General features: G+C 65.5%; 29 protein-coding genes. 16 read left to right on the top strand and 13 right to left on the bottom strand.

Features of this window, described 5'->3' with window-relative positions; genetic code table 11:
- Positions 1-30 precede the first annotated feature (30 nt).
- From rpmH to EJB06_RS14150, 14 genes are all read left to right on the top strand, one after another.
- Positions 31-165, top strand: a complete 135-nt coding sequence (gene rpmH / locus EJB06_RS14215; RefSeq protein WP_010401996.1) for a 50S ribosomal protein L34 — start codon at positions 31-33, stop codon at positions 163-165.
- 32 nt (positions 166-197) lie between these two features.
- Entirely contained in the window at positions 198-626 is a 429-nt protein-coding gene (gene rnpA, locus EJB06_RS14210; RefSeq protein WP_126074701.1) for a ribonuclease P protein component, read from the top strand.
- Entirely contained in the window at positions 623-883 is a 261-nt protein-coding gene (yidD, locus tag EJB06_RS14205) for a membrane protein insertion efficiency factor YidD (RefSeq protein ID WP_126074700.1), read from the top strand. The genes rnpA and yidD overlap by 4 nt, the downstream gene beginning before the upstream one ends.
- An 11-nt stretch (positions 884-894) precedes the next feature.
- Positions 895-2568, top strand: a complete 1674-nt coding sequence (yidC, locus tag EJB06_RS14200; protein ID WP_126074699.1) for a membrane protein insertase YidC — start codon at positions 895-897, stop codon at positions 2566-2568.
- A 110-nt stretch (positions 2569-2678) separates the two neighbouring features.
- Entirely contained in the window at positions 2679-4058 is a 1380-nt protein-coding gene (mnmE, locus tag EJB06_RS14195; protein WP_126074698.1) for a tRNA uridine-5-carboxymethylaminomethyl(34) synthesis GTPase MnmE, read from the top strand.
- 44 nt (positions 4059-4102) lie between these two features.
- On the top strand, positions 4103-4660 hold the full coding sequence (gene ybiA, locus EJB06_RS14190; RefSeq protein WP_126074697.1) for a riboflavin biosynthesis intermediates N-glycosidase: 558 nt from the start codon (positions 4103-4105) through the stop codon (positions 4658-4660).
- Between the two features lie 114 nt (positions 4661-4774).
- On the top strand, positions 4775-5566 hold the full coding sequence (locus EJB06_RS14185; protein ID WP_126074696.1) for an EAL domain-containing protein: 792 nt from the start codon (positions 4775-4777) through the stop codon (positions 5564-5566).
- Between the two features lie 102 nt (positions 5567-5668).
- Positions 5669-5848, top strand: a complete 180-nt coding sequence (locus tag EJB06_RS14180; RefSeq protein WP_126074695.1) for a hypothetical protein — start codon at positions 5669-5671, stop codon at positions 5846-5848.
- Positions 5849-5878: 30 nt separating this feature from the next.
- Positions 5879-6364, top strand: coding sequence for a VOC family protein (locus EJB06_RS14175; protein WP_126074694.1), 486 nt, complete (start codon positions 5879-5881; stop codon positions 6362-6364).
- Positions 6365-6377: 13 nt separating this feature from the next.
- Positions 6378-6791: a YciI family protein gene (locus EJB06_RS14170; protein WP_126074693.1), complete on the top strand. Its 414-nt coding sequence runs from the start codon at positions 6378-6380 to the stop codon at positions 6789-6791.
- Between the two features lie 86 nt (positions 6792-6877).
- Entirely contained in the window at positions 6878-7726 is an 849-nt protein-coding gene (locus EJB06_RS14165; RefSeq protein ID WP_126074692.1) for a YciI family protein, read from the top strand.
- Positions 7727-7741: 15 nt separating this feature from the next.
- Positions 7742-9034: an RNA polymerase sigma factor gene (locus tag EJB06_RS14160; protein WP_126074969.1), complete on the top strand. Its 1293-nt coding sequence runs from the start codon at positions 7742-7744 to the stop codon at positions 9032-9034.
- Positions 9035-9082: 48 nt separating this feature from the next.
- Positions 9083-9634 carry a DUF1439 domain-containing protein gene (locus EJB06_RS14155; RefSeq protein WP_126074691.1) on the top strand — a complete coding sequence of 184 codons (552 nt, stop codon included), beginning with the start codon at positions 9083-9085 and terminating at the stop codon, positions 9632-9634.
- Between the two features lie 273 nt (positions 9635-9907).
- Positions 9908-10114 (top strand): hypothetical protein, encoded by a 207-nt coding sequence (locus EJB06_RS14150; protein ID WP_126074690.1) that lies wholly within the window; start codon positions 9908-9910, stop codon positions 10112-10114.
- Positions 10115-10128: 14 nt separating this feature from the next.
- Here the strand turns inward: EJB06_RS14150 and EJB06_RS14145 are convergent, their stop codons facing one another.
- The gene (locus EJB06_RS14145; protein ID WP_164557917.1) at positions 10129-10761 is read right to left on the bottom strand and encodes an Hpt domain-containing protein; all 633 of its coding nucleotides are present in this window, start codon (positions 10759-10761) and stop codon (positions 10129-10131) included.
- Positions 10762-10835: 74 nt separating this feature from the next.
- Positions 10836-11783 (bottom strand): CAP domain-containing protein, encoded by a 948-nt coding sequence (locus tag EJB06_RS14140; protein WP_126074688.1) that lies wholly within the window; start codon positions 11781-11783, stop codon positions 10836-10838.
- Positions 11784-11932: 149 nt separating this feature from the next.
- Here EJB06_RS14140 and pssA point away from each other — a divergent pair, with 149 nt between their 5' ends.
- A complete protein-coding gene (gene pssA / locus EJB06_RS14135) occupies positions 11933-12712 on the top strand; it encodes a CDP-diacylglycerol--serine O-phosphatidyltransferase (RefSeq protein WP_229427082.1) in 780 nt (259 codons plus the stop codon).
- A gap of 6 nt (positions 12713-12718) precedes the next feature.
- Here the strand turns inward: pssA and EJB06_RS14130 are convergent, their stop codons facing one another.
- The 11 genes from EJB06_RS14130 to EJB06_RS14080 all read right to left on the bottom strand — a co-directional run bounded on the left by EJB06_RS14130 (position 12719) and on the right by EJB06_RS14080 (position 22874).
- Complete coding sequence (locus EJB06_RS14130; RefSeq protein WP_126074686.1) at positions 12719-13018, bottom strand: metal-sensitive transcriptional regulator; 300 nt, start codon at positions 13016-13018, stop codon at positions 12719-12721.
- Between the two features lie 17 nt (positions 13019-13035).
- The gene (locus EJB06_RS14125; RefSeq protein ID WP_126074685.1) at positions 13036-13962 is read right to left on the bottom strand and encodes an aldo/keto reductase; all 927 of its coding nucleotides are present in this window, start codon (positions 13960-13962) and stop codon (positions 13036-13038) included.
- 306 nt (positions 13963-14268) lie between these two features.
- Positions 14269-15414 carry a D-alanyl-D-alanine carboxypeptidase family protein gene (locus EJB06_RS14120; RefSeq protein WP_126074684.1) on the bottom strand — a complete coding sequence of 382 codons (1146 nt, stop codon included), beginning with the start codon at positions 15412-15414 and terminating at the stop codon, positions 14269-14271.
- 55 nt (positions 15415-15469) lie between these two features.
- Complete coding sequence (locus tag EJB06_RS14115) at positions 15470-16135, bottom strand: alpha/beta hydrolase (RefSeq protein ID WP_370660130.1); 666 nt, start codon at positions 16133-16135, stop codon at positions 15470-15472.
- A gap of 26 nt (positions 16136-16161) precedes the next feature.
- Positions 16162-16479, bottom strand: coding sequence for a (2Fe-2S) ferredoxin domain-containing protein (locus EJB06_RS14110; RefSeq protein ID WP_126074683.1), 318 nt, complete (start codon positions 16477-16479; stop codon positions 16162-16164).
- Positions 16476-17672, bottom strand: coding sequence for a VanZ family protein (locus EJB06_RS14105; RefSeq protein WP_126074682.1), 1197 nt, complete (start codon positions 17670-17672; stop codon positions 16476-16478). Before EJB06_RS14105 ends, EJB06_RS14110 begins: the two co-directional genes overlap by 4 nt.
- Positions 17669-18304: an ABC-type transport auxiliary lipoprotein family protein gene (locus tag EJB06_RS14100; RefSeq protein WP_307720451.1), complete on the bottom strand. Its 636-nt coding sequence runs from the start codon at positions 18302-18304 to the stop codon at positions 17669-17671. Before EJB06_RS14100 ends, EJB06_RS14105 begins: the two co-directional genes overlap by 4 nt.
- 8 nt (positions 18305-18312) lie before the next feature.
- A complete protein-coding gene (locus EJB06_RS14095) occupies positions 18313-19272 on the bottom strand; it encodes an MlaD family protein (RefSeq protein WP_126074680.1) in 960 nt (319 codons plus the stop codon).
- Positions 19273-19275: 3 nt separating this feature from the next.
- A complete protein-coding gene (locus EJB06_RS14090; RefSeq protein WP_126074967.1) occupies positions 19276-20091 on the bottom strand; it encodes an ABC transporter ATP-binding protein in 816 nt (271 codons plus the stop codon).
- A 56-nt stretch (positions 20092-20147) separates the two neighbouring features.
- On the bottom strand, positions 20148-21281 hold the full coding sequence (locus tag EJB06_RS14085; protein WP_126074679.1) for an MlaE family ABC transporter permease: 1134 nt from the start codon (positions 21279-21281) through the stop codon (positions 20148-20150).
- Positions 21282-21386: 105 nt separating this feature from the next.
- The gene (locus EJB06_RS14080; protein ID WP_126074678.1) at positions 21387-22874 is read right to left on the bottom strand and encodes a B12-binding domain-containing radical SAM protein; all 1488 of its coding nucleotides are present in this window, start codon (positions 22872-22874) and stop codon (positions 21387-21389) included.
- Between the two features lie 256 nt (positions 22875-23130).
- On the opposite strand from EJB06_RS14080, the gene EJB06_RS32525 reads away from it, so the two are divergent.
- On the top strand, positions 23131-23781 hold the full coding sequence (locus EJB06_RS32525) for a DUF4124 domain-containing protein (RefSeq protein WP_126074677.1): 651 nt from the start codon (positions 23131-23133) through the stop codon (positions 23779-23781).
- Positions 23782-23939: the final 158 nt, after the last annotated feature.

The following is a 23939-nucleotide window of genomic DNA, read 5'->3' as shown; positions in this document are numbered from 1 at the left end:
GCATTTTATTTTGCTTTAAGCGAGACCACCATGAAACGTACTTACCAACCTTCCGTCGTTCGTCGCAAGCGTACGCACGGCTTCCGCGCCCGTATGGCTACCCGTGGCGGTCGCGATGTGCTCAATGCACGCCGCGCCAAGGGTCGCAAACGCCTGGCTGTATAAGTCTGGCACTTACTGCCCGATCGCGGTTGGCTATGACTAGCGAAGGTTCACACGACTTCGCGCGCGTTCGGCGCATCGTTAAAACGGATGAATTTTCATCCGTTTTTCGTTTGCGCCCCGCCCAAAAAACGGCCCATTTCGTGCTCTACACCCGCTCGAACGACTTGCCGCATGCGCGGCTCGGCGTGGTCGTGGCCAAGCGCTTTGCGCCCCGTGCCGTCACCCGCAATACGATCAAGCGCGTGACGCGCGAGCTGTTCCGCATGGCGCCGCTGCCGGCCGTCGACTGCATCGTGCGCCTGGCGCGCCCGGTCAATACCAAGCAAGGCCCGGCCACCACCGCCGCGCTCAAGGCGACCCTGCGCGCGGAAATCGCGCGCCTGTTCCTGTCGCAGGCGCCGCGTGCGGCGCCGCCTGGCGCGACGCCCCACGCGGCGCCCGAGCTAAAGGCATCTCCATGAATTCCCTGCTCGTCTGGTTATTGCGTGGCTACCAGCTGTTGTTATCCCCGATGCTGGGACAGCGCTGCCGCTTTTACCCGACCTGCTCCAATTATGCGATCGAAGCGATCCGCACCCACGGCGCCGCGCGCGGCAGCCTGCTGACTGCACGCCGCCTGTGCCGCTGCCATCCGTGGGATGATGGCGGATTCGATCCGGTGCCGCCCGCGCACCCGAAGAATTCTTCTACAGCCGCTTGCGGTTGCAACCACTCCTGACCAATACCTCAATGGAAATCAATAAACGTACTATCCTGTGGATCGTGTTTTCCGTATCGCTGGTGGTTCTCTGGAACGACTGGATGGTATCGAACGGCAAACAGTCGATCTACCCATGGGCGCCGCCGGTGAAGACCGCGACCGTCGCCAATCCCGCGCCGGCCACCGGCTTGCCGGCCGCCGCCGGCAGCGCCGCCGTGCCCGGTGCGCCGGGCGTGCCTGGCGCCGCCGCGCCGGCCGCGTTCAAGAACGACATCATCACCATCACCACCGATGTCATGAAAGTGGACATCGATACCCTCGGTGGCGTGATCAAGCGCCTGGAATTGCTCAAATTCAAGGACGCGCACGACAAGAGCCGCAACCAGGTCTTGTTCGACGTTAATCCGAAAGGCGCGTACGTGGCCCAGACCGGCCTGGTGCGCAACGCCCCGGGCGAGCCGGTGCCGACCCAGTTCACCGGCTTCAGCGCCAAGTCGGGCCCGCGCGCGCTCGACAGCGCCAACGAAGTGCAACTCGTGCTGGAAGCCGAGCAGGGCGGCCTCAAGCTGACCAAGACCTACGTCTTCAAGCGCGGCGACTACCTGATCGACATGCGCCACGACATCGCCAACGTCGGCGCGACCCCGGTCGCCCCCTCGCTGTTCGTCGAGCTGCTGCACCATGGTAACAAGCCGGAGGGCGAGTCCTACTTCAACTCCAGCTACACCGGTCCGACCATGTACACCCCGACCGATCACTACCAGAAGCTGCAGTTCGAAACCATCGAGAAAAAAGGCACGGCCGAGCACGCCAAGCAGGCGGACGACGGCTGGGTCGCGATTTCGCAGCACTATTTCGTGTCGGCTTTCTTGCCGCCGGCCAAGATGCAGCGCGAGATCTACACCAAGAAAGTGGGCGTCAACCTGTACGCGATCGGTACGATCATGCCTTTGGGTAATATCGCCCCGGGCGCCAGCCTGGCCAACCAGGTCAGGCTGTATTCCGGCCCGCAGGACGAGAACAAGCTGGAAAAGATCGCTCCGGGCCTGGAACTGGTCAAGGATTACGGCATGCTGACGATCATCGCCAAGCCGATTTTCTGGGTCATGGACCAGCTGCACAAGGTGATCGGTAACTGGGGCTGGACCATCATCGCCTTTACCATCCTGATCAAGCTGCTGTTCTTCCCGCTCTCGGCCGCCGGCTACAAGAGCATGGCGCGCATCAAGGTGGTCACGCCGAAGATGCAGGCGATCCGCGAAAAGTACAAAGGCGACCCGGCCAAGATGAACCAGGCCACCATGGAGCTGTACAAGACCGAAAAGATCAATCCGCTGGGCGGCTGCCTGCCGATCCTGGTCCAGATGCCGGTCTTTATCGCCCTGTACTGGGTCTTGCAGGCGTCCGCCGAAATGCGCGGCGCCCCATGGGTGGGCTGGATCACCGACCTGACCGCACCGGACCCGTACTTCATCCTGCCGGTGCTGTACGCGATCTCGATGTACATCACGACCAAGCTGAACCCGGCGCCAGCCGATCCGATGCAGGCCAAGATGATGCTGTTCATGCCGCTGGCATTCTCGGTCATGTTCATCTTCTTCCCGGCCGGCCTGGTGCTGTACTGGGTGGTGAACAACATCTTGTCGATCGGCCAGCAATGGGTGATCACCAAGAAATTCGAAGACGCGGCAGCCAAGAAATAAGCGTCCGCCCCGTCGCCAAGAAGCCCGTGGTCGCCACGGGCTTTTTTTATGGGCGCGCGGCAAGGACAATGGCGCCAGCCTGTTGCGGCAATTAAACTACAATCACAGCTATGAAACTCGATACTTCCCCCATTGCCGCGATCGCCACCGCACCGGGCCGCGGCGGCATCGGCGTCGTGCGCGCCTCCGGCAAAGCGCTGGCGCCGCTGCTGGCCGCGCTGTTCCCGGACGTCACCCTGACCCCGCGCCGCGCGACCTATCTTCCCTTCACCCAGGCCGACGGCGCCGTGATCGACCAGGGCATCGCCCTGTATTTCAAGGGGCCGCACTCGTACACCGGCGAAGACGTGCTCGAACTGCAGGGCCACGGCGGCCCGGTGGTGCTGCAGATGCTGCTCGCGCGCGTGCTCGACGCGGGCGCGGCATCCGGCCTGCGCCTGGCCGAGCCCGGCGAATTCACGCGGCGCGCCTTCCTGAACGACAAGCTCGACCTGGCCCAGGCCGAAGCCGTGGCCGACCTGATCGACGCCTCCACCGAAGCGGCCGCCAAGTCGGCCACGCAATCGCTGTCCGGCGCGTTTTCGAAGACCATCAATACCCTGGTGGAACAGACCATCGGCCTGCGCATGCTGGTCGAAGCCACCCTCGACTTCCCGGAAGAAGAAATCGACTTCCTCGAGAAGTCCGATGCGCGCGGCCAGCTGGCCGTGATCGTGGCCTCGCTCGAGCGCGTGTTCCAGCAGGCGGCCCAGGGCGCGCTGCTGCGCGAAGGCTTGAACGTGGTGCTGGTCGGCCAGCCCAACGTGGGTAAGTCTTCACTTCTCAATGCCCTCGCCGGGGCCGACGTGGCCATCGTCACGCCGATCGCCGGCACCACGCGCGACAAGGTCAGCGAAACCATCCAGATCGAAGGCATTCCGCTCAATATCATCGACACCGCCGGCATCCGCCCCATCGACGACGGCGTCGACGTGGTCGAGCGCATCGGCATCGAACGCACCTGGGGCGAAGTAGCCAGGGCCGACGTGATCCTGCACCTGCTCGACGCCGACCTCGGCCCGACCCGCGCCGACGACGGCATCGTCGCCGCCTTTCCGCCGGGCGTACCGGTGCTGCGCGTGTGGAACAAGATCGACTTGTCGGGCCACAAGCCCTCGGTCGACCCGACCGGGGAAGCGACCAATATCTACCTGTCGGCGCATGAGCACGTGGGCTTGGACTTGCTGCGCGCCGAACTGCTGCGCATCGCCGGCTGGCAACAGACCGGCGAATCGCTGTTCCTCGCGCGCGAACGGCATCTGATCGCCCTTCGCTCGGCGCACCGGCATCTGGCATTGGCCGGCGAACATGCCGCGCAAAACGACCAGTCGCTCGACCTGTTCGCCGAGGAATTGCGGCTGGCGCAGGCGCAGTTGTCGAGCATCACCGGGCAGTTTTCCTCGGATGATTTGCTGGGCGTCATTTTCAGCCGCTTCTGCATCGGCAAATAGGCGCTCCGGCGCCCTTCACCCCCTACCAACAGAAAGTCATCGAGATGGCATTGCCCGAGACCCTGGACGAATTGCGCAGCCGCTATAACGCGGGCGAATCGTTTTCCTTCCTGCACTTCTGGGGCCATACCCCGCCCAAGGATGGCGCCATCACGCGCAGCTGCTTCAGCCAGTGGTACGAGGCGCCGTTCGAACTCGACGGCGACCGCTATCCCACCGCCGAGCATTACATGATGGCCGCCAAGGCGCGCCTGTTCCGGGACGAGGCGACCCGCGCCAGGGTGCTGGCCGCGCCCACGCCCGGCGCCGCCAAGGTGCTCGGCCGCGGCGTGGCCAATTTCGTCGAGGCCGACTGGCTGGCGCAGCGTGTCGAGATCGTCCGCCGCGCGAATGTGGCCAAATTCGGACAACAGCCGGCCCTGCGCGATTTTCTCGTCGGCACCGGCGCGCACGTGCTGGTGGAAGCCAGCCCGCTCGACCGCATCTGGGGCACCGGCCTGGCGGCGGACGATCCCCGCTCCAACGACCCCAACCAGTGGGAAGGGCCGAACCTGCTCGGCTTCGCCCTGATGGCCGCGCGCCGCCAATTGCAGGCGGCATGATCCGGCGGGCGGCGGGCGGCGCGCGGCGGGCGGTGCGCGCTCGCACGGTGCGCGCATGCGTCCGCTGATTTGCTATAGTGATTCATTCGCCGCATTTCCAGGACCGGCCGCCCGATGATCCCCATTTGCCCCGCCGACGATGCCCACGTCAAGCCGGTTCCCGCTTGCGTGCAATGCAGGAACAACGAGGAACTCGGCTTCGATTTCGACTATGCCTACCAGCCCATCGTCCGGCTGAGCGAGCGCGCCGTGTACGCGCACGAGGCCCTGGTGCGCGGGCCGAACGGCGAATCGGCGTATTCGGTCCTGTCCAAGGTGAACGACAGCAACCGCTACATGTTCGACCAGGCTTGCCGGGTGCGCGCCATTCGCGGGGCGGCCGAACTGGGCATTGCCGAGCTGCTGTCGATTAACTTCCTGCCGAATGCCGTGTACCGGCCCGAAGCCTGCATCCGCAGCACCTTCAACGCCGCGCGCGCCTACGGCTTTCCGATCGAGCGGATTATCTTCGAGGTCACCGAAAGCGAACAGGTGATGGACCGCCCGCACCTGGTGAATATCTTCGAGGAATACCGCCGCTTCGGTTTCCGCAGCGCCATCGACGATTTCGGCGCCGGTTACGCCGGCCTGAACCTGCTGTCCGAATTCCAGCCGGACATTATCAAGATCGACATGCAACTGGTGCGCGATATCGATACCATTCCCGCCAAGCAAGCCATCGTGGCCGGCATCGTGGGCATCTGCGCCAGCCTGGACATCGCGGTCTTGGCCGAAGGCATCGAAACCCCGGGCGAGCGCGACTTTTTGCGCGATGCCGGCGTCGACCTGATGCAGGGCTATCTGTTCTGCAAGCCCGCTTTCCGCGCCATCGGCGTGGTCGATCCCGCCGCATGGCGGGGCGCGTGAACGGGCATGCAAAAAAACTGAAAAAATAATGCAACAGGCTGTCGATGTCGCGGCGGCTGCTTCGTCGTCGTAGTAGCAACCCACTCTTCAAGGAGAAACGCTATGCTCGGCACGCCCTTCATCACCCGCAGCGACCCGCTGCAGGCGGCCGTCGTCCGCCTCGACATTCTCAAGGCGCGGGGCCTCGAGAAAGCGCCTGGACGGTGGGAAGCGTACGCCAGCGGTCCGCAGCGCAACCCGCTTCGCCCGCTGGCGCACGGAACTTCATCGCCCTTTGACTGACTAAACCCTTAACCGCAAGGAGACATCGCCATGAGCACACCCGCCGTCGAACGCATTCCCTCGGACATGCACAGCGTGACCCCGCACATCGTGTGCGCGGACGCCGTGTCCGCCATCGATTTTTACGTCAAGGCCTTCGGCGCCACCGATGCCGGCAAGATGCTGGCGCCGAATGGCAAGCTGATCCACGGCATGATCCGCATCGGCGACTCCGCCATCATGCTGGCCGAAGAAACCCCGGAGTGGGGCGCAGTCGGCCCCCTGACCCTGAAGGGCTCGCCCGTCACCCTGCACCTGTACGTGCAGGATGCCGACGCCGCCTTCCAGCGCGCGGTCGACGCCGGCGCCACCGTCGTCATGCCGCCGGACGACATGTTCTGGGGCGACCGCTATGCCATGGTCAAGGACCCGTACGGCCACAGCTGGTCGATCGCCCACCATGTGCGCGACATGAGCCTGGAAGAAATGCAGGCCGCCGCCGCCGCGGCCGAACCGTGCAACAAGCCCGGCGCCTGAGAGGAGACCCGCCATGAAATTCATGATCATCGTCAAAGCCAATGCCGAGTCCGAAGCTGGAAAAATGCCCAGCGAACAGTTGCTGACTGAAATGGGCAAATTCAACGAAGACCTGGTCAAGGCCGGGGTGATGCTCGCCGGCGAAGGCCTGCATCCGAGTTCGCGCGGCGCGCGCGTCCGGTTCTCCGGCAGCAAGCGCACCGTGATCGACGGTCCGTTTGCCGAAACCAAGGAGTTGATTGCCGGCTTCTGGCTGATTCAGGTAAAGTCGAAGGAAGAAGCGATCGAGTGGGTCAAGCGCTGTCCGAATCCGATGGAAAGCGACACCGAGATCGAAATCCGGCAAGTGCTGGACGACGACGATTTCGGCGCCGAATTCACGCCGGAATTGCGCGAGCAGGAAAAGCGCCTGCGCGCACAGATGTAGGCCCGGGCCGCTCCCGCCCGGCCGCCCGGCCGGGCGGGAACGGCGTCGCCCACCTTCCGTCCACTGCGCCCAACCTGGAGAACACCATGCGCTACATGCTCTTGCGGCGATCCGACCCGGCTCTCGAGGCCGGCCAGCCGCCGTCGGCCGCCGCGCGCGCGGCGCTGGCCGCCTACACCCGCCAGATGGCCGAGGCCGGGATCCTGCACGGCTGCGAGCACTTCCTCCCCAGCGCCAGCGGCGTGCGCCTGTCGCTGGCCGATGGGCGCGCCGCCGTGCTCGACGGCCCCTTTCCCCGCACGCAAGAACTGATCGCCGGCTTCGCCGTGATCGACGTCGCCTCCAGAGAAGCGGCGCTGGACTGGGCGGCGCGCTGGCCGCCCGGGGATGGCGGGCCGGCCGAGGTCGAGGTACGGCTGAGCGGCTGCCCGGGCGGCTGCGTCGACGTCCACGCCGCCGCCGGGCCCGATGCCGAGGGACAGCGTTTCGCCATCCTGCTGCGTTCCAACCGCGCGCTGGAAGACGAAGCCGCGGTCGCCCGCGAGCGCCTCGACGCGCTCGACGCCCACAATGCGGCCGAGGCGCGCGCGGGCGTGCTGCTGGGCGCCGACGGACTGCGCGCGAGCGCGTTCGGCGCGCGCGTCAGGCTGGCCTCGGGCAAGCTGACGGTGGTCGACGGCCCATTTACCGAGATCAAGGAAATGATCGCCGGCTACTGGCTGATCCGCGCGCCGTCGCTGGCGCACGCCATCGCCTGGGCCAAACGCAATCCCTATCCGGACGGTCCCCCGGTCGAGGTGGAAATCCGCCAGCTGGCCGAAGCGGCCGAATCGGCTGAATCGGCGGAAGCAGCCGAAACGGCCGAAACCGATGCGCTCGGGTCCGCGCAGCCCATGCGCACCCAGCCGGCCAGCGGCGCGCCGGACGCGCGCTAGCGCATGCGCCAGGAGATGCCGCCAGAGCGGACCGGCGACAGCAAACAGGCCACCGCGCGCGTGCTCGACGGGGTCTGGCGCATCGAATCGGCGCGCATCATCGGGGCGCTGGCGCGCATGCTGCGCAACGTCGGCCTGGCCGAGGAACTGGCGCAGGATGCCCTGGTCAGCGCGCTGGAGCGCTGGCCCGAGGCGGGCATTCCCGACAATCCGGCCGCCTGGCTGATGACGGTCGCCAGGAACCGCGCGCTCGACCACTTGCGCCATGCCGCCTTGCAGCGCAACAAGGAAGCCGAACTCACCTACGAAATCGAAACCCTGCTGCAGGATGCCGCGCCCGTTCCCGACGCCGCGCTGGACGACGATATCGGCGACGACCTGCTGCGCCTGATCTTCATTTCCTGCCATCCGGTACTGTCGACCGAGGCGCGGGTGGCGCTCACCCTGCGCCTGCTGGGCGGGCTGAGCACCGATGAAATCGCCCATGCCTTCCTGGTGTCCGAAGCGACCGTGGCGCAGCGCATCGTGCGCGCCAAGCGCAGCCTGGCCGAAGCGCGCGTGCCGTTCGAGGTGCCGCGCGCCGACCAGCTGGTGGCGCGCCTGGCATCGGTGCTGCAAGTGATCTACCTGATTTACAACGAAGGCTATTCGGCCAGCGCCGGCGGCGACTGGATGCGGCCCAAGCTGTGCGAGGAAGCCTTGCGGCTGGGCCGCATCCTGGCCGGATTATTGCCCGGCGAACCCGAGGTGCACGGCCTGGTGGCGCTGATGGAAATCCAGTCCTCGCGCGCCCGTGCCCGCCTGGGGGCGCAGGGCGAGCCGGTGTTGCTGCTCGACCAGGACCGCAGCCGCTGGGACCAGTTGCTGATCCGGCGCGGGCTGGCGGCGCTGGAGCGGGCCGGGCGGCTGGGCGAGTACGGGCCGTATGCGCTGCAGGCGGCGATTGCCGCCTGTCACGCGCGCGCCCTCACGCCCGAACAGACCGACTGGCAGCGCATCGCCGCGCTGTACGATGCGCTGGCGCAACTGATGCCCTCGCCGGTGGTGGAACTGAACCGCGCGGTGGTGCTGGGGATGGCGTACGGACCGGCAGTCGGGCTGGAACTGGTCGACGTCCTGATCGCCAGCGACGCGCTGCGCAACTATCATCTGCTGCCCAGCGTGCGCGGCGACTTGCTGGCGCGCCTGGGACGGATGGACGAGGCGCGCGCCGAGTTCGAACAGGCCGCGGCGCTGACCAACAACCTGCGCGAACGGGCGCTGCTGCTGGCGCGGGCGCAGGGCTGCGGCGCCGATGCCGGCCGCTGACGCTCGTGCAAGCGCCCGCCGCGCCCGAATCGTGCTAGCCTTCGCCCCATGAACAACCCGTTCCGCAGCTGCACCCTGCTGGCGCTGGCTGGCTTGCTGGCTTCCTGCGCCAGCGTGATCGGTCCGCGCCAGATCGAATTGCCGCTGGCAAAATTGCAAGCCGGCATGGACCGGCGCTTCCCCATCACCAACCGGGCGCTGGAAGTGATCGACATCGAGCTCAATCGCCCGCAACTGTCGCTGGCCGCCGGCAACGGCCGCGTCGGCGTCACCCTGGACGCGGCGCTCTCGTCGCCCTTCGCGCGCCAGGCCTGGCGCGGCAGCCTGGCCATGTCCGGCCGGCCCTTCATCGATGCGGCGCGCAACGCCGTGCTGATGGCCGAGCCGCGCGTGGACCGCTTCGCCATCGACGGCATCGACGCGGCGCGCCAGCGCCAGCTCGCGGCCGCCGCCAACGTGCTGATGAACAAGGTCGCCGCCGATGTGGCGGTCTACCGCTTCCGCCCCGAGGACTTGCGCTATGCCGGTGTGCAATTCGTGCCGACCCGCATCCATACCACGCCCTCGTCCCTGGTCGTCACGGTCGAGCCGGTCAAGTAAATCCCCGCCGCTTCACCTGTTTCCGTGCAGCCACGCCTGGCCCGCATGGCAGTGCCTCGTTTTTACGCACTGTCGGGTATTTCCGTGGTTGTTGCGTCGCAACGAAAGTGTGTTTTCCCTTGATTGCGGCAGCCGCATATTGCGTGCAAACTTGGGATGGATCGTGACCGTTTCACCGAATGCCGCAGGACTTGCGAATTCTCATGTCCGAAGTATTCCGCTACAGTAATCTTGCTTTGAGAATTCGTTGGACTGCCATTCTGGGGGTGACTTGTGGGGACGATAGAGGAAAGTTTTCCGGAAAAGGATGCGGAGACCGCACTCCCGTCCGCGGCCCCGTCGGCCCCGGTGCGGCCGCGCCAGGCCCTGCCGCCCAAGGGTTCGTGCTGGTACTGCGAAAAGCCGCTCGACAGCGTCAAGCGCTTCTGCGGCAAGGAGTGCGCCGACGCCTTCGACGAGGAAGCCGAATACACGCGCTGAAGCGCTGGTCCGGCTCAGGCCCCCGATTGCCTGAGCGCATGCAGGGCGCCATCGAAATCGAAGTCATTCACCGCCTTTGCGACCCGCGCCAGCCTGGCCTCGCCCAGGATCACGCGCAGGCTCGCTCCCGACTCTTCCAGCAGGTCGACCGCCGCGCCATCGGCGTCGATCAGCAATTGCACCAGCCGCGCCAGCAAGGCCGGATCCTGCATCAGGGAGCGCTGCGGCATCTCCAGCGCACACCCCTCGGGCGCGCGGCCCGCCAGCACCTGGTCGAGCAGGTGCAAGACCTCGTCGAAGGGAACGGCGAGCGCCGCCAGCGCCGCCTGCTGGGCGGGAGGATCGGTGCGGATCGCCAGTTCCAGCGCGCAGGCGTGGCGGTGCAGGCGATGCGCGCCGATCATGCCGGCCGCGCCTTTCAGGGTATGGGCCAGGCGGTGCGCCAGGACCGCATCGCCGTCGGCCAGGGCCGCGCCGATCGGCAGAGCGCCATGCGCATAGTCGCTGCGAAAGCGCTTGAGCATGCGCGCGTACAGCTCGCGGTCGCCCATGATGCGGTCGATGCCGTCCGCCATGTCGATCGCCTCGCGCGTGGCGGCGTCGGCGCGCAGGGCGATGGCGGCGGGCGGCGGGTCTCTCGGTAGCATGGCGGGGGCGGTATTCATGAGCTGGAGAGTACAAAGATAGCAGACTTTGCATCCGAAACCGCAGCGATCGCAGCCTATTTGCTGGTAAAAGACCAGTTTTTCGTGATCGGCGTATTGTCGATGGTGCCCGAAAAACGCACGTCGTAGACGGTGCGCGCGGCCAGCACGCCGAGCGGTATGATGGCTGCCGCCGACTTGGGCGTATGGCTGTCGACGCCGAGCTTGAGCAGCTTGACGGCGAGCGGCGCGCCGCCGCGCGGGCGCACGGTGAAGCTTTCCACCGTCAGCGCGGCGTCGAGGTCGGCGTGCACGCTGATCGGATAACCGACTTCGTTCAGGTTCTCGACCGGGTCCGGTTCTTCATAGTTGCTGAAAAAATTGGGCGTCACGCCGGTCTGGCCATCGCCCGGCCAGGTGGCGATCTTGCCGCTTCCCATGCCCGGGCCATAGCCGTTATTGGCGGTAAAGTTGCTGGTAAAGTAGATGTAGCCGCTCGCATTGGCCGCCGCGCCGGTCCCGATTTCCTTGAACTTGGGCTCGAACATCACAAAGCGGTGATAGATCGCCGTGATCAATTCTTCCGCCATGTAAAAGCCGGACGCGTTCGAGGTGGCCGAAATCACCTCGCCATACGCGCGCTCGGTCGGCGCGAACACGTAGCCGGCCTCGTTCAGGCGGTCGATCAGCTGCGCGCCGGTAAAGCCGGCGGCGCCGCTGACCTGGTCGTGGGTCACCTTGTTATTGTTCTTCTGGTAGTCGGAATGGCCCTGGGCGGCGCGGTCGATGCTGACGTTGCGCGCCAGTGCGGGAAGGCCGATCTGGGTACGGCGAAAATTAATCCAGTTCAAGCCGTCGATGGCGGTTTGGTTGGTCGCGAGGGGCGCGCCCGCTATCTGGGCCAGCGCGGCCGATGCATTGCTCTGGGGCGAGGTGGTGCGCGTGTCGTTGTCGCCGCCGCAGGCGGACAGCAACAGCGCGCATGCCAGACCGGCGGCCATGCTGGAGCGTTGAAATCCGTTCATACCGAGCTCTCCGTGCAGAAAAATTCCCTGAGAATCGATTCTAGGGGAATTTGAAAATCGGTGAGATTTGTTTGCCCGGGATTGATCTGGCGCAGACAGGATCACGCTGTAAAATACCAACACCCTCTTTGATGCGATTGCGAAACCACTTGAAACCCACCCGCCAGCAGCGCCTCGCGCGCGCCAAGTTTGCCCTGCCGAGCTTTGTCACGCTGCTATCGATCGCCTGCGGCTTCGGCAGCATTGTCATGTCGGTCGACAATGCCCACGTCGGCCTGGCCGCCGACTACCGCATGTCGGCCATCCTGCTGGTGCTGGCCGGCGTGTTCGACGCGCTCGACGGCTTTGTCGCGCGCGCCACCAATACCTCGTCCGAATTCGGCATGCAGCTCGACTCGATCGCCGACGTCATGAACTTCGGCTGCGCCCCGGCGATGCTGCTGTACTGCTACGGTTTCGTGCAACTCGGAGTCGACCATCCGACCCTGCTGCGCGCCGGCGGCCTGGCCTGTTTCGTGTTCGTCGCCTGCGGCGCGCTGCGCCTGGCCCGTTTCAACGTCAACGTGGGGCGGACCGATCCGCGCTACTTCGTCGGCATGCCGATCACGGCCGGCGCGGCCTGCGTGGCCGCCGTCGTGGTGGCCTGGCCGGCGCCGCTGACCACCGCCCTGCAGGGCTACCTGGTGATGGCCCTGATGGTGGGCGTGGGCACGCTGATGGTCTCGACCGTGCGCTTTCCCAGCTCCAAGCAGCCGAAAAGCCTGGGGCTGTTCCTCGTGATCGGGGTCGGGCTGGCGCTGCTGGCCTGGCTGCAGACGCGCTTCTTCGTGCTGTTTTTCGTGCTGTACATCAGCTTCACCCTGTTGCTCAATATCGCATGGCAACTCGGCTGGCGCGGCGTGCCGGCGCCGGCGGTGTACGAAGACTAGGGACGGCTACGCGAATTTATCGAGCATGGCGGCCAGCCTGGCGGCGGCCGCCTGCGCCTCGGCCAGGGTCGCCGCGTTGGCGCTCTGGGTTTGCATGGTATTGGTGAGCAACTGGACGAAAGAGCGGTCGAGCGCCTTGCGCGCCGCCGCCATCTGCTGGGCCACGGCATCGCAGTCGGCCGGCGTGGCCGCCAGCGCGACCAGCTTCTGGACCCCGCGCAACTGGCCCTCGATGCGCGCCAGGCGGTGCAGCAAGTCTTTCTTTTGCATGGCGCCGAGGGCGCTGCTTTCGACGATGTCCGACATGTCCGCGCCCGCCTTGCCTAGGCGACTTCGTGCCCGCGCGCGGCGCGCAGGATGGTAAACCAGTCGCTGCGGCTGAGTGTGAAGCGCGTGCCGGCCACGGCCACGGCGATGGCTTCGATGCGGCCGCTGCCGGTCAGCGGAAGGGGGCGGCATGGCAACTGCATGATCCAGGCGAAGACCACGCTGGCGAACGGCTGGTTCAGCTCGTCGGCGATCCCCTTGATCACCAGGCGCAGGCGGTCGGCATGGTCGTCGCTGCTGGCGAACAGGCGTCCGCCGGCCAGCGGCGACCAGATCATCGGCGCCACGCCGAGGTCTTGCAGGCCGTCGAAGGTGTCGTCGAACATCGGCGCCGTGTGCAGCGGCGAGAACTCGACCTGGTTGGTGGCCAGGGCGATGCGGCGGTTGAGCGACTCGAACTGGTGGCGCGAAAAATTCGACACCCCGACATGCAGCACCTTGCCGGCCTGGCGCAGGCTGGCGAAGGCGGCGGCGATCTCGTCGAACTCCATCAGCGGATCGGGACGGTGGATCAGCAGCAGGTCGAGGCGGTCGGTGTGCAGCTGGCGCAGCGATTCCTCGACCGAGGCGACGATGTGGGCGGCGCTGGTATCGTAGTGCTGGATCGCATGTTGCGGGCGTTGCGGCGAGACCAGCTTGATCCCGCACTTGCTGACCAGTTCGATGCGATCGCGCAGCGAGGGTTGCAGGCGCAGGGCATCGCCGAACAAGCCCTCGACCCCGTAATTGCCGTAGATATCGGCATGGTCGAAGCTGGTGACACCGAGCGCGAGGCACTGCTCGATGAACGCGACGCGCTGCTCGGCGGACATGCCCCACTCCCCCATGCGCCACATCCCGGCCACGATGCGCGACAGGGCGGGTCCCTGCGCACGGGTATGGGCGCGCGGGCAAAACAGATCGGCGGGCAAGGCAGCAGTCATCGTTTTCTTTCTTCTATTAAAAACATGTCCTAACCGGGGTCAGAGCTTTAATTAGCAACAAAAATACTGCCCTGGGGCTAGTCGTCCGATTATGACGACGGTTTATTCACTTGGCGACGTTGAATGCTGCCAGTGCGCAGTATTTCGCTGGATTCACCGTGCAATCAGTCTGTTCAGCAACTAGTTGCTAATAAAAGCTCTGACCCCGGTTGTAGGAGTTCTGATCGCGGTTGTAGGCGGTACTGGCTAGTCGGAGGTCAGACCCCCGGTGCTGGGGCCTGACTGTGATGAAGCAACTTTTGCGGCTTATTTGAGCCAGAGGCGCATCGAGTCCCAGGCGCGGCCGAAGATCGAGGCTTGCGGCACCTCTTCCAGCGCCATCACCGGCAACTCGAGGACCGGTTTGCCGTCGACCATCATCTTCAGGGTCCCTACCTTGCTGTTGAGCGGGAGCGGGGCGACCAGTGGGTCGTTGCGCTCCAGGACCGGTTTCATCTTGCCGGCGACACCTTTCGGTACCGTCACCAGCACGTCGTTGTTGAAGCCGATCTTGACCGTGTTGGCCGAGCCTTTCCACACTTCCGGCGTCTGGATCGCCTGGCCCTTGGCGTACAGCTTGACCGTGTCGAAGTTCTGGAAGCCCCAGTTCAGCAGCTTCTGGCTTTCCTGCGTGCGGGCCTGGTCGGAGTTGGTGCCGAGCACCACCGAAATCAGGCGCCGCTGGCTGGCGCCGTTCGGACGGCGCGCCGAGGCGATCATGCAGTAGCCGGCCGCTTCGGTGTGGCCGGTCTTCATGCCGTCCACCGTCGGATCGAGCCACAGCAGGCGGTTGCGGTTCGGCTGGGTGATCTTGTTGTAGGTGAAGCTCTTGACCGAGTCGATCTTGTAGTACTCGGGGTAGTCGGCGATCACGCGCGCGGCCAGCACCGACAGGTCGTGTGCGGTGGAAAAGTTGTCGGGATGCGGCAGGCCGTGCGGGTTGGCGAAGCGGGTGTTTTTCAGGCCCATGCGCTGGGCTTCGCGGTTCATCAGGAACACGAAGGCGCTTTCGTCGCCGGCCACCGCTTCGGCCAGGGCCACGGCGGCGTCGTTACCGGACTGCACCATCAAGCCGTGCAGCAGGTCGTCCACCGAGACCGGCGTGGCCGGGTCGATGAACATCTTGGAACTGCTGGCGTCGACTTTCCAGGCCCTGACCGAGACGTTGATCATCTGGTTCAGGGCCAGCTTCTTTTCCTTGAGCGCGGCAAAGGTCAGGTAGGCCGTCATGATCTTGGTCAGCGAGGCCGGTTCGATGCGGGCGTTCGGATCCTGCGAGGCGATCACTTGCCCGCTGGTGGCGTCGAGCAGCAGCCAGGAGCGCGCCGCGATGGTCGGCGGCGGCATGGTTTGCGCAACGGCGGTCGATAGCGCCAGGACACTGGCAGCCAGTGCGGCAATTAGTTTTCTCATGGGAAGGTGTACTCAATAAAGGTGGTGCGAAAAAAAGGGCGCCCAATTATAGTGGCTACAACGCAGCTGCGCCCTCACGCCGCCACAGTTGGACCACCAGTGTCTTGATGTGGCCCAGCTTGCGGTGGAAGAAATGATCGGCGCCGGGAATGACGATGACCGGGATGTCTTGCGGCCGCGCCCAGTCCAGCACTTGCGTCAATGTAATGGTGTCGTCGACTTCGCCGTGGATCAGGATCGTGTCGGCCGGCACCTCGGGCATCGGCCATTTGCCGGCGGCGGTGCCGACCAGCACCAGGCGCTCGGCCGGCCGGCCTTCGGCGATCAGGCGCTGCTGCAGCTGGGCTTGCACGAAGGTGCCGAAGGAGAAGCCCGACAGCGCCACCGGCAGGCCCGGATACTGCGCCTGCATGTGCGCCAGCATCAGGGCCATGTCGTCGGTCTCGCCGATGCCGTCGTCGTGCACGCCGGCCGAGGCGCCCACGCCGCGAAAGTTAAAGCGCGCCACCACGTAGCCGAGCGCGACGAAGGTGCGGGCCAGGGTCTGGGCCACTTTGTTGTCCATGGTGCCGCCGTACAGCGGGTGCGGATGGGCTACCAGGGCGATGCCGCGCGGCGCGCCGGCGGGCAGGTCGAGCAGGCATTCCATCGGTCCGGCGCCGCCGGCCAGGGTGAATTTTTCGGCGTTCTTGTTCAGCAGATTATGCGTGGCAGTGTTCATGTAGCGGAAGAATCAAGTGGGAGGCGTCAGATTTTCAGGCGGTCGACGACCTTGCCGCCAACCAGGTGGGAGTCGATGATTTCATCGATGTCGCTGGTGTCGACATAGGTGTACCAGGTGCCTTGCGGATAGACCACCAGCACCGGGCCTTCGTCGCAACGGTCGAGGCAGCCGGCCTGGTTGATGCGCACCTTGCCGTGCCCGTTCAGGCCGAGTTCCTTCATGCGCCGTTTGGCGTGCTTTTGCGCAACTTCCGCGCCGAGCTTGCCGCAGCACTGGCGGCCATCCTCGCGCACATTCATGCAGATAAAGACGTGCTGCTCGAAGTAGGGGGTATCGCTCATGGTGGTTCCTGTTTCTGTGAAGGCTGGCGCAATGATACGCGTTCTTCGCGCCGATTGAGTTTATGCGAGGGCAGCAGCAGGAACCAGATCGCAAAAAACGGCCAGAGCAGGGACAGGAATTGCGCCGCGCCATTAAAGTTCAGGAACTTGCCTTGGACCCATCCTTGCAACGTGGCACTAAAGTAAGGGTTGACCGGGATCGTGTTTACTACCAGCAGGCTGAGCACGAGGGTGAGCACCGCCAGGCGCCGCTGCGTCGCTTCCGGCGCGAACGCCAGGCCCGACAGCATGATCAGGCCGATCAAAAAGCCGCCCTGGGCGCCGGGCGTGATCCAGGCCAGCGCATTGTCGGGCCGGAACAGCAGGGAGCTGGCCAGGGTCTTGGTCAGCAGGGCCGCGCCGAGCATGGCGCCGATCAGCAGCAGGCGCGGGGCGCCGCGCCGCAGCAGGCACAGCATGGTGAGGACGGCGCCGGTCATGCCGCAGGCGGTGATGATGGTTTCCGACAGCCAGTATTGCTCCACGCTCATGGCCGCACCGGGGCGCAGCATGGTCACCAGGTCGATGTCGGTGTCGAGCCAGGCCGACAGCCATTCCGAAAAGATCGGCAGCAGCTGGCCATGGCCGAACATGTAGCCGAGCGGGTAGATCTGGGCCAGCGGCCACAGGGCCAGCAGCACCAGGCCCTGGCTGGCGTGCGCCGCGAACCAGCGCTGGCGCAGCTTGTACAGGCGGCTCTGGTCGAGGAAGGAACGGGCGCCCAGGGCGCCGATGACCGCCCCCGCCAGCGCGCCGGCCGCGTTGGTGATGAAGTCCAGGCTCGATGGCACGCGGCTGGGCAGGTAGGTCTGCACCGCTTCCATCGTGCCCGAGACCAGCACCCCGAGCACGGCGGCCAGCAGGACCGCCCACACCCCGCGCACGCGCGGGTACAGGGCCAGCACCAGCAGGGTGCCGAGCGGGATGTAGCCGATGATGTTGACCATCACGTCGAAGCCGGTCCAGTAGCGCGGCATCGACAGGGTCAGGAAAATGAAGGGCGACAGCCCGCTGCCGCGCCAGCCCGAAAACGGAAACCAGCTGGCGTAGACGATCAGCAGCATGTAGGCCAGCAGCGAGGCGCGCGCCACCGGCGAGCCGCGCGCGGCGGCCCTGGCCGGTGTGTCGTGCGCGGGCGCGTCCGGCGCGGTCATTCTTTTTTGAGGGGCAGCGCGGCGAGCCAGGCGATGACGTCGGAGGCGACCGTGTCGGTGGCGCCGGCCAGCGCGCGCGCGCCGCCGCCGGCGTCGGCGCTGGTGGCGGGGGTCTTGCGGTCGAAGGTTTTCTGGTCGATCAGCTTATGCCCCTGGAACAGCGAGGCGCGCAGCACCAGCTGGCCGTGGCTGCTGGTCTGGCTCTCGAAGTGGTGGCTGAAGTCGTCGATTTCGAGGCGCAGGATCGGCACGCCGTCGGAGGCGTCGCTCACGCTGAGGACCTTGGCGCCCGACTGCGCGATGCGCGACTTGAGGCGCTGGGTCACCATCTGCAAGGGCGTCGCGCTCCAGCGGCTGTTGGCGTAGGCGCGCGCCTGCAGCGGGTCGCTGTAGTTCAGGCGGTAGTACATGCGCTCGCTGTCGAGGGCCGCCGAGCCGGTGACCTCGCCCACCACGACGGCGGCGATCGGCGCGCGCGCGCTTTGCACAGGGTTGGCGGCCGGGCCGAAGTCGAAGGTGGTGTTCTGGGCCGGCTTGTCGCTGGCGCAGCCGGCCAGCAGCAGGACGGCGCCGGCGCTTGCGGCCAGCAGCAGCCGGCGGACAGGGGTGGATGGGCGCGGGGTGTGATTCACGGTGGTCCTCATTTGGTCGGTGCGGTAAATCCTGGCTCGCCCGGCCCCGGGGTCGGGGGCGCGGCGCCGAACAGCAGGCTTTGCGGACGGTCGTTGAGCGAATTCATGGTACGCCGTACCGCGCGCAGCGAGGTGCGCGCTTCGTCGGTCATGGCCACGAAGTGGGGCAGGGTTTGCATTTCGAGATCGGTGGTGACCGCTTCGAGCGAGCCGCCGACCCGGTCCACGGTGCTGTTCAGGCGCGCAATGGCGCCGTCGGGCGCCTGCAGGTCCTCGGCCAGCTTGGTGTAGCTGCGCGTCATGGTGCTGGCGTTGTTGCTGAAGGTGTCGAAGGCGGCGAAGCTCTGTTCCGCCTTGGCGGTCAGCTGCGGCAGGCGCGCCAGGGTCGGTTCCAGCTTGGCCGGGATCTCGCCGTAGGCGATGGCCGCCTTGCTCACATTGGCAAAGGCGTCCAGGATGATCTTCTGGTTTTCCGGCGCGGCCATGGCGTCCAGGCGGGTCGCCAGTTCTTCGGCCTTGTCGAGGATGACCAGGCCGCGTTTTTCGAGCTGGTCGAGCAGGCCCGGACGCAGCGGGATACGCGCCAGTTTCTCTTCGCTGCTGGCCATCAGGGGCGAGCCGGTCTTGTCGTCGTCGAGCTGGATGAAGGCGATCCCCGTCACGCCCTGGTAGCCGAGGGTGGCGAAGGTGCTGCTGGTGATGGGCGCTTCGGCGTCGACCGCCAGGTGGATCAGGATCTGGCCGGGGGTATTGGTGTCGAAGCTGATGGCGTCGACCTTGCCCACTTCCAGCCCGCGGTAGCGCACCGCCGCCTGCGGGTTCAGGCCGGGAATCGACTGGATGGTGGCGATCTGGTAGGGCACGCGCTCGACCCGGTCGCGGTTGAACCAGATGCCCGCCAGGACCGTGGCCACCAGCAGGGCAATCGTGAAGAAACCTGTCATCAGGGCGTGCGATCTGTTTTCCATATGCTAGTGCTCCGGTGCGTGCTCGGCGTCGTATTCGTCGAGCACTTCGAGGGCGCGCTGGCCGCGCGCACCCAGGAAGAATTGTTTGATGAAGGGATGGTCCACTTTCAGCAAGTCGCGCGTCGGTCCGATCGCGATCACGTGTTTTTCGGCCAGCACCGCGATCCGGGTCGACAGCGCGAACAGGGTGTCCAGGTCGTGCGTGACCATGACCACGGTCAGGCCCAGTTCGCGGTGCAGCGATTGGATCAGGGCCACGAAGGCGTCCGACAGGTCGGGGTCGAGGCCGGCCGTCGGTTCGTCGAGGAACAGCAGTTGCGGCTCGAGCGCCAGCGCGCGCGCCAGCGAGGCCCGCTTGATCATGCCGCCCGACAGATCGGACGGCATTTTCATGGCGTGCTCGATGCCCAGCCCGACCATGTTCATTTTCAGCAGCACGGCGTCGCGGATCACGTCCTCGGGCAGGGCGCGCAGTTCGCGCAGCGGCTGGGCGATGTTGTCGAACACGGTCAGCGCCGAGTACAGCGCGCCCTGCTGGAACAGCATGCCCCAGTGGTTGCGCATGCGTTGCAGCTGTTCGGCGTCGGCCTCGCTGATGTCTTCGCCGAACACGCGCACGCAGCCTTTGGCGGGCGTCTCCAGGCCCAGCATCTGGCGCAGCAGCACGGTCTTGCCGGTGCCCGAGCCGCCCACGATCGACAGGATCTCGCCCTGGTAAATATCCAGGCTCAGGTCCTGGTGCACCACGGTGCGTCCGAATTTGGTCCACAGCTTGGTGATCTGGACCACCGGCGGGCCGACATCTTCGTCGGGCCGCATGTTCAGGCGCTGGCGCTTGGGTTCCGCGTCGTGCGCTTCTGTCTTCTGTTCGTCCATCAGAAACCGACTCCGCTGAAGATGATGGCAAAGACCGCGTCGGCCAGGATCACCACCGTGATCGCGGTGACGACCGAGGTGGTGGTGCCGCGCCCGAGGCTTTCGGTATTCGGCTTGATGCGCAGGCCGAAGTGGCAGGATACCAGCGCGATCAGCATGCCGAACGTGGTCCCCTTGAGCAGGCCGATGACATAGTTCGACAGCGGCACCGCGTCCGGCAGCTTTTGCAGGAAGTAGCGCGCCGACAGGTTCAGTTCGACCTTGGCCGAGACCATGCCGCCGATCAGGGCCATGGCGTCGGTCCACACCACCAGCAGCGGCATCGAGATCGCCAGCGCGACCACTTTCGGCATGATCAGGCGGTAGCCGTGCGAGATGCCCATGACCAGCATGGCGTCGAGTTCCTCGGTCACCCGCATCACCCCGAGCTGCGCGGTGATCGAGGAGCCGGAGCGGCCCGCCACCAGGATCGCCGCCAGCAGCGGTCCGAGTTCGCGGATCACGCTCATGCCGAGGATGTTGACCAGGTACATATCGCCGCCGAACATGCGCAGCTGCTGGGCCGACAGGTAGGACAGCACCACCCCGATCAGGAAACCGACCAGCGCGGTGATGCCGAGCGCCTGGAAGCCGGAGTGGAAAATATTCGCCGACACCTCGCGCCACGGCCCGGTCATCGGATGGCGGATGAAGCGCCCGATATCCTGCACCACCTGGCCGATCAGGCGGATGAAGCCTTGCGCGTGCTCGAAGAAGTGGAGCATGCCGCTGCCGAGCGTCATGACCCAGTTGAAGCGGCTGGCGCGCGGGCGCGGCAGCTGCAGCTTGCCGGCTTCTTCGATGCGATTGAACAGTTCTTCCTGTTTTTCGGCCAGTTGCAGCTGGGCGGGGCGCTTCTTGCCCCAGGCGTTCCAGAACATCTGGGCCCCGATGTGGTCGAGGCGGACGATCTGGCTCAGGTCCCACACCAGCTCCGGTTTGTCCTTGAGCGAGGCCAGGGTGGCGTTGATGGTCTTGATCGCGCCGCACTGGGCCAGCGCGTGGACCTGCCAGATCCCGTTGGCGACGACCGATTGGGGCGAGCCTGCATCAGGCGGTTGGAGGGTTAAAGTTGGCGCATTTTCAATCTGCATTGCGCCAGTGTAAAAGAGAATCGCCGCGGCCGCTATAGGAGTTCGTGCGCGGGTCGGCGCAGGGTGCGGCAGCGCACCGTGGCCGGGCCGCTGTATGCACGCCGCTTAAGCGGCCAGGTGGCGCGCCTGGCGCTGCGGCACGCTGGCCGCCGGCCTGGCTTTTTCGGCCGGGGCGTCGACGCGGCCGGCGTAATCGCTGCCGACCAGCGCTTCGGCGTCGCTGCGCTGCATGCCGCGCGTCTCCAGCCATTGCGCGACCAGCTTGGCCAGGCGCTCGAGCGCGATGCGGTGGGTGGCGTCGGTCCTGGCGTAGATCCAGTCCGAGAAGGCCATGAAATTGGCGAACGGCGACTCGCCCAGCAACTGCGCCAGGGTGTTGGCGAAGCGGCCCGAGTTGGCCACCAGGTCCCAGTAGCGCGCAAAGCGCACCAGGCGCTGCATGGTCTGGAAGTCGATCAGCTTGGTGGCCAGGATGGTGTAAGGCGGGTAGGGATCGAACACCAGGCCGTGTTCTTCGGTGTGGCGGATGATCGGGGTGCCGCGCAGGCGCTTGAGGATGCCGAACTGGATTTCGTGCGGCTTGAGCGAGACCAGCTGGTCGAAGCCGCGCGCGAAGCTGTCGATGTCTTCGCCCGGCAGGCCGGCGATCAGGTCGACGTGCAGGTGGGCGTGCGATTCTTCGCACAGCCAGCGGATATTCTCGGCGGCCTTGGCATTGTCCTGGCGCCGGCTGACCAGCGCCTGCACCGCCGGGTTGAAGCTCTGGATGCCGATTTCGAACTGCAGCGCGCCGGGCGGGAACTTGCGGATGCCGTCCTTGAGCGCATCGGGCAGGTGGTCGGGCACCAGCTCGAAGTGGGCGTAGACCGGGTCGTCCGGGTTCGCTGCGAGTTTGTCGAGGAAGAACTGCATGATCTTCAGGCTGGTCTTGATATTCAGGTTGAAGGTGCGGTCGACAAACTTGAACAGGCGCGCGCCGCGGGCGTGCAGGGTGTCGAGCTCGCCCAGGAAGGTGTCGAGGCCGAAGGGCCAGGCCGTCTTGTCCAGCGCCGACAGGCAGAACTCGCACTTGAAGGGGCAGCCGCGCGAGGCTTCCACATACAGGGTGCGGTTGGCGATATCGTTATCCGTGTAGAGGGAGTAGGGCATGGCGATCTCGGCCATCGGCGGCTGCACGCCGGCGTGGACCTTCATCAGCGGCTTGGGGCCGTGCAGGATCTCGCCGCACAGCTTGGGGAAGGTCACGTCGCCCCAGCCGGTCACCAGGTAGTCCGCCAGCCGCACGATCTCCTGCTCGCCCGGCTCGTGCGACACTTCCGGCCCGCCCAGCACGATGGTCACCTGCGGCGCGACGCGCTTGAGCATGGCGACGACCCTGGTGCTTTCTTCCACGTTCCATATATAGATGCCGAAGCCGATGATGCGCGGCGACTGCGCCAGCAGGCGTTCGACGATTTCGGTGGTCTTGGCGCCGATCACGAATTCGTGCAGGCTGGTCTGCTCTTGCAGGGGCCCCATGTTTGCCAGCAGATAGCGCAGCCCCAGCGATGCATGGGCGTAGCGGGCGTTCAGGGTCGAGAGCAGGATGGTCATGGCAGGGCGGCGTTGGAGAAAGCTGCCATTCTACCTGCGTGAAGCCCAGGCGCTCAGGCAGCCGGCAGCGGGATGTTGCTATGGCGCAAAGTAATCGGGCATACATCTTGCATGCGGATAGGGGCGATGAGCAAGCTGTTGTGTTTTTAGCTCAGGAACGTGCGTATGGGAAATATATTTACATCTCCTGAGCGCATGCTACGTTAGTATATGAATCGAACCTCATCGCGTGGTGCGTCCTGCCACTTTTTGTCACATGAAGAAATTACCGCCCATTTTTGTCATCGCCGCTGCCCTGGTTTGTTGCGCCGCATCCGCGCAGCAAATGTACAAGACCGTCGGTCCGGATGGGAAGATCACGTTTTCCGATCGCCCTCAAAACGGCGAGAAGCTCAAGGTCAGTGTGATGAAGGGCTCGGTGCTGCGCGCGGTCGAAGGCCCGGTGCCGCCCCAGCCCAAGATCGCAGCGCCGTCGAAGTCGGGCGCGGCTGATGGGCCGGGCAGCGGCATCTCGGCTGCCGGCATACCGTCGCCCGAGCTCCAGCATGCGGTGCTGGTGGTGTCGCTCATGTCGGAAGTGGCTGTCAAGTTCGAGCCCGTGTGCACCAAGGCTTTGCCCCAGAGTAAGCGATTCGTGACCGCAGGCAATGGCTGGACGCTGCGCAATGGCAGTTTTATCGAGAAGCAGCGGCGCGCCATGGCGGATATGGCGCCCGCCAGGCGGACGGCATTACAAAATGAAGTGGCGGCCAAGATTCAGGAAGCCATGACCGAGGTGCTGGCCCAGAGCCATGCTGGCCAGATCAAATGGTGCGACAAGGCAACCATCGATATGTCGGGTGGCGGCAATGATGTTGTCAATAATCCGGACGTGGCCCTGCCGCTGATCACTTACAAGCCCCGGTAATTTGCCGAAGATGGCTTGTGGAAATCCCGCCCCTTTGCTATAGTTCGCCTCCCCGCAGAAAACGTTAACGAAATCAAGTAGTTGGCGGCTTGTAAAGGGCGTCTCGAACGAGGCGGTAGTAAAAAAGAAGGGGTTGACGAGAAACGCGAAACGCTGCA

It is taken from the genome of Massilia atriviolacea (assembly GCF_003953935.1).
Classification (GTDB): Bacteria; Pseudomonadota; Gammaproteobacteria; order Burkholderiales; family Burkholderiaceae_D; genus Telluria_A; species Telluria_A atriviolacea.
This window is presented reverse-complemented; position numbering and strand designations above follow the sequence as displayed.

What these genes read in the sequence shown, in the direction of transcription:
- rpmH (WP_010401996.1), top strand. Translation starts at nt 31, where the DNA reads ATGAAACGTACTTACCAACCTTCCGTCGTTCGTCGCAAGCGTACGCAC.
- rnpA (WP_126074701.1), top strand. Translation starts at nt 198, where the DNA reads ATGACTAGCGAAGGTTCACACGACTTCGCGCGCGTTCGGCGCATCGTT.
- yidD (WP_126074700.1), top strand. Translation starts at nt 623, where the DNA reads ATGAATTCCCTGCTCGTCTGGTTATTGCGTGGCTACCAGCTGTTGTTA.
- yidC (WP_126074699.1), top strand. Translation starts at nt 895, where the DNA reads ATGGAAATCAATAAACGTACTATCCTGTGGATCGTGTTTTCCGTATCG.
- mnmE (WP_126074698.1), top strand. Translation starts at nt 2,679, where the DNA reads ATGAAACTCGATACTTCCCCCATTGCCGCGATCGCCACCGCACCGGGC.
- ybiA (WP_126074697.1), top strand. Translation starts at nt 4,103, where the DNA reads ATGGCATTGCCCGAGACCCTGGACGAATTGCGCAGCCGCTATAACGCG.
- EJB06_RS14185 (WP_126074696.1), top strand. Translation starts at nt 4,775, where the DNA reads ATGATCCCCATTTGCCCCGCCGACGATGCCCACGTCAAGCCGGTTCCC.
- EJB06_RS14180 (WP_126074695.1), top strand. Translation starts at nt 5,669, where the DNA reads ATGCTCGGCACGCCCTTCATCACCCGCAGCGACCCGCTGCAGGCGGCC.
- EJB06_RS14175 (WP_126074694.1), top strand. Translation starts at nt 5,879, where the DNA reads ATGAGCACACCCGCCGTCGAACGCATTCCCTCGGACATGCACAGCGTG.
- EJB06_RS14170 (WP_126074693.1), top strand. Translation starts at nt 6,378, where the DNA reads ATGAAATTCATGATCATCGTCAAAGCCAATGCCGAGTCCGAAGCTGGA.
- EJB06_RS14165 (WP_126074692.1), top strand. Translation starts at nt 6,878, where the DNA reads ATGCGCTACATGCTCTTGCGGCGATCCGACCCGGCTCTCGAGGCCGGC.
- EJB06_RS14160 (WP_126074969.1), top strand. Translation starts at nt 7,742, where the DNA reads ATGCCGCCAGAGCGGACCGGCGACAGCAAACAGGCCACCGCGCGCGTG.
- EJB06_RS14155 (WP_126074691.1), top strand. Translation starts at nt 9,083, where the DNA reads ATGAACAACCCGTTCCGCAGCTGCACCCTGCTGGCGCTGGCTGGCTTG.
- EJB06_RS14145 (WP_164557917.1), bottom strand. Translation starts at nt 10,761, where the DNA reads ATGCTACCGAGAGACCCGCCGCCCGCCGCCATCGCCCTGCGCGCCGAC.
- EJB06_RS14140 (WP_126074688.1), bottom strand. Translation starts at nt 11,783, where the DNA reads ATGAACGGATTTCAACGCTCCAGCATGGCCGCCGGTCTGGCATGCGCG.
- EJB06_RS14130 (WP_126074686.1), bottom strand. Translation starts at nt 13,018, where the DNA reads ATGTCGGACATCGTCGAAAGCAGCGCCCTCGGCGCCATGCAAAAGAAA.
- EJB06_RS14125 (WP_126074685.1), bottom strand. Translation starts at nt 13,962, where the DNA reads ATGACTGCTGCCTTGCCCGCCGATCTGTTTTGCCCGCGCGCCCATACC.
- EJB06_RS14120 (WP_126074684.1), bottom strand. Translation starts at nt 15,414, where the DNA reads ATGAGAAAACTAATTGCCGCACTGGCTGCCAGTGTCCTGGCGCTATCG.
- EJB06_RS14115 (WP_370660130.1), bottom strand. Translation starts at nt 16,135, where the DNA reads ATGAACACTGCCACGCATAATCTGCTGAACAAGAACGCCGAAAAATTC.
- EJB06_RS14110 (WP_126074683.1), bottom strand. Translation starts at nt 16,479, where the DNA reads ATGAGCGATACCCCCTACTTCGAGCAGCACGTCTTTATCTGCATGAAT.
- EJB06_RS14105 (WP_126074682.1), bottom strand. Translation starts at nt 17,672, where the DNA reads ATGACCGCGCCGGACGCGCCCGCGCACGACACACCGGCCAGGGCCGCC.
- EJB06_RS14095 (WP_126074680.1), bottom strand. Translation starts at nt 19,272, where the DNA reads ATGGAAAACAGATCGCACGCCCTGATGACAGGTTTCTTCACGATTGCC.
- EJB06_RS14090 (WP_126074967.1), bottom strand. Translation starts at nt 20,091, where the DNA reads ATGCGGCCCGACGAAGATGTCGGCCCGCCGGTGGTCCAGATCACCAAG.
- EJB06_RS14085 (WP_126074679.1), bottom strand. Translation starts at nt 21,281, where the DNA reads ATGCAGATTGAAAATGCGCCAACTTTAACCCTCCAACCGCCTGATGCA.
- EJB06_RS14080 (WP_126074678.1), bottom strand. Translation starts at nt 22,874, where the DNA reads ATGACCATCCTGCTCTCGACCCTGAACGCCCGCTACGCCCATGCATCG.
- EJB06_RS32525 (WP_126074677.1), top strand. Translation starts at nt 23,131, where the DNA reads ATGAAGAAATTACCGCCCATTTTTGTCATCGCCGCTGCCCTGGTTTGT.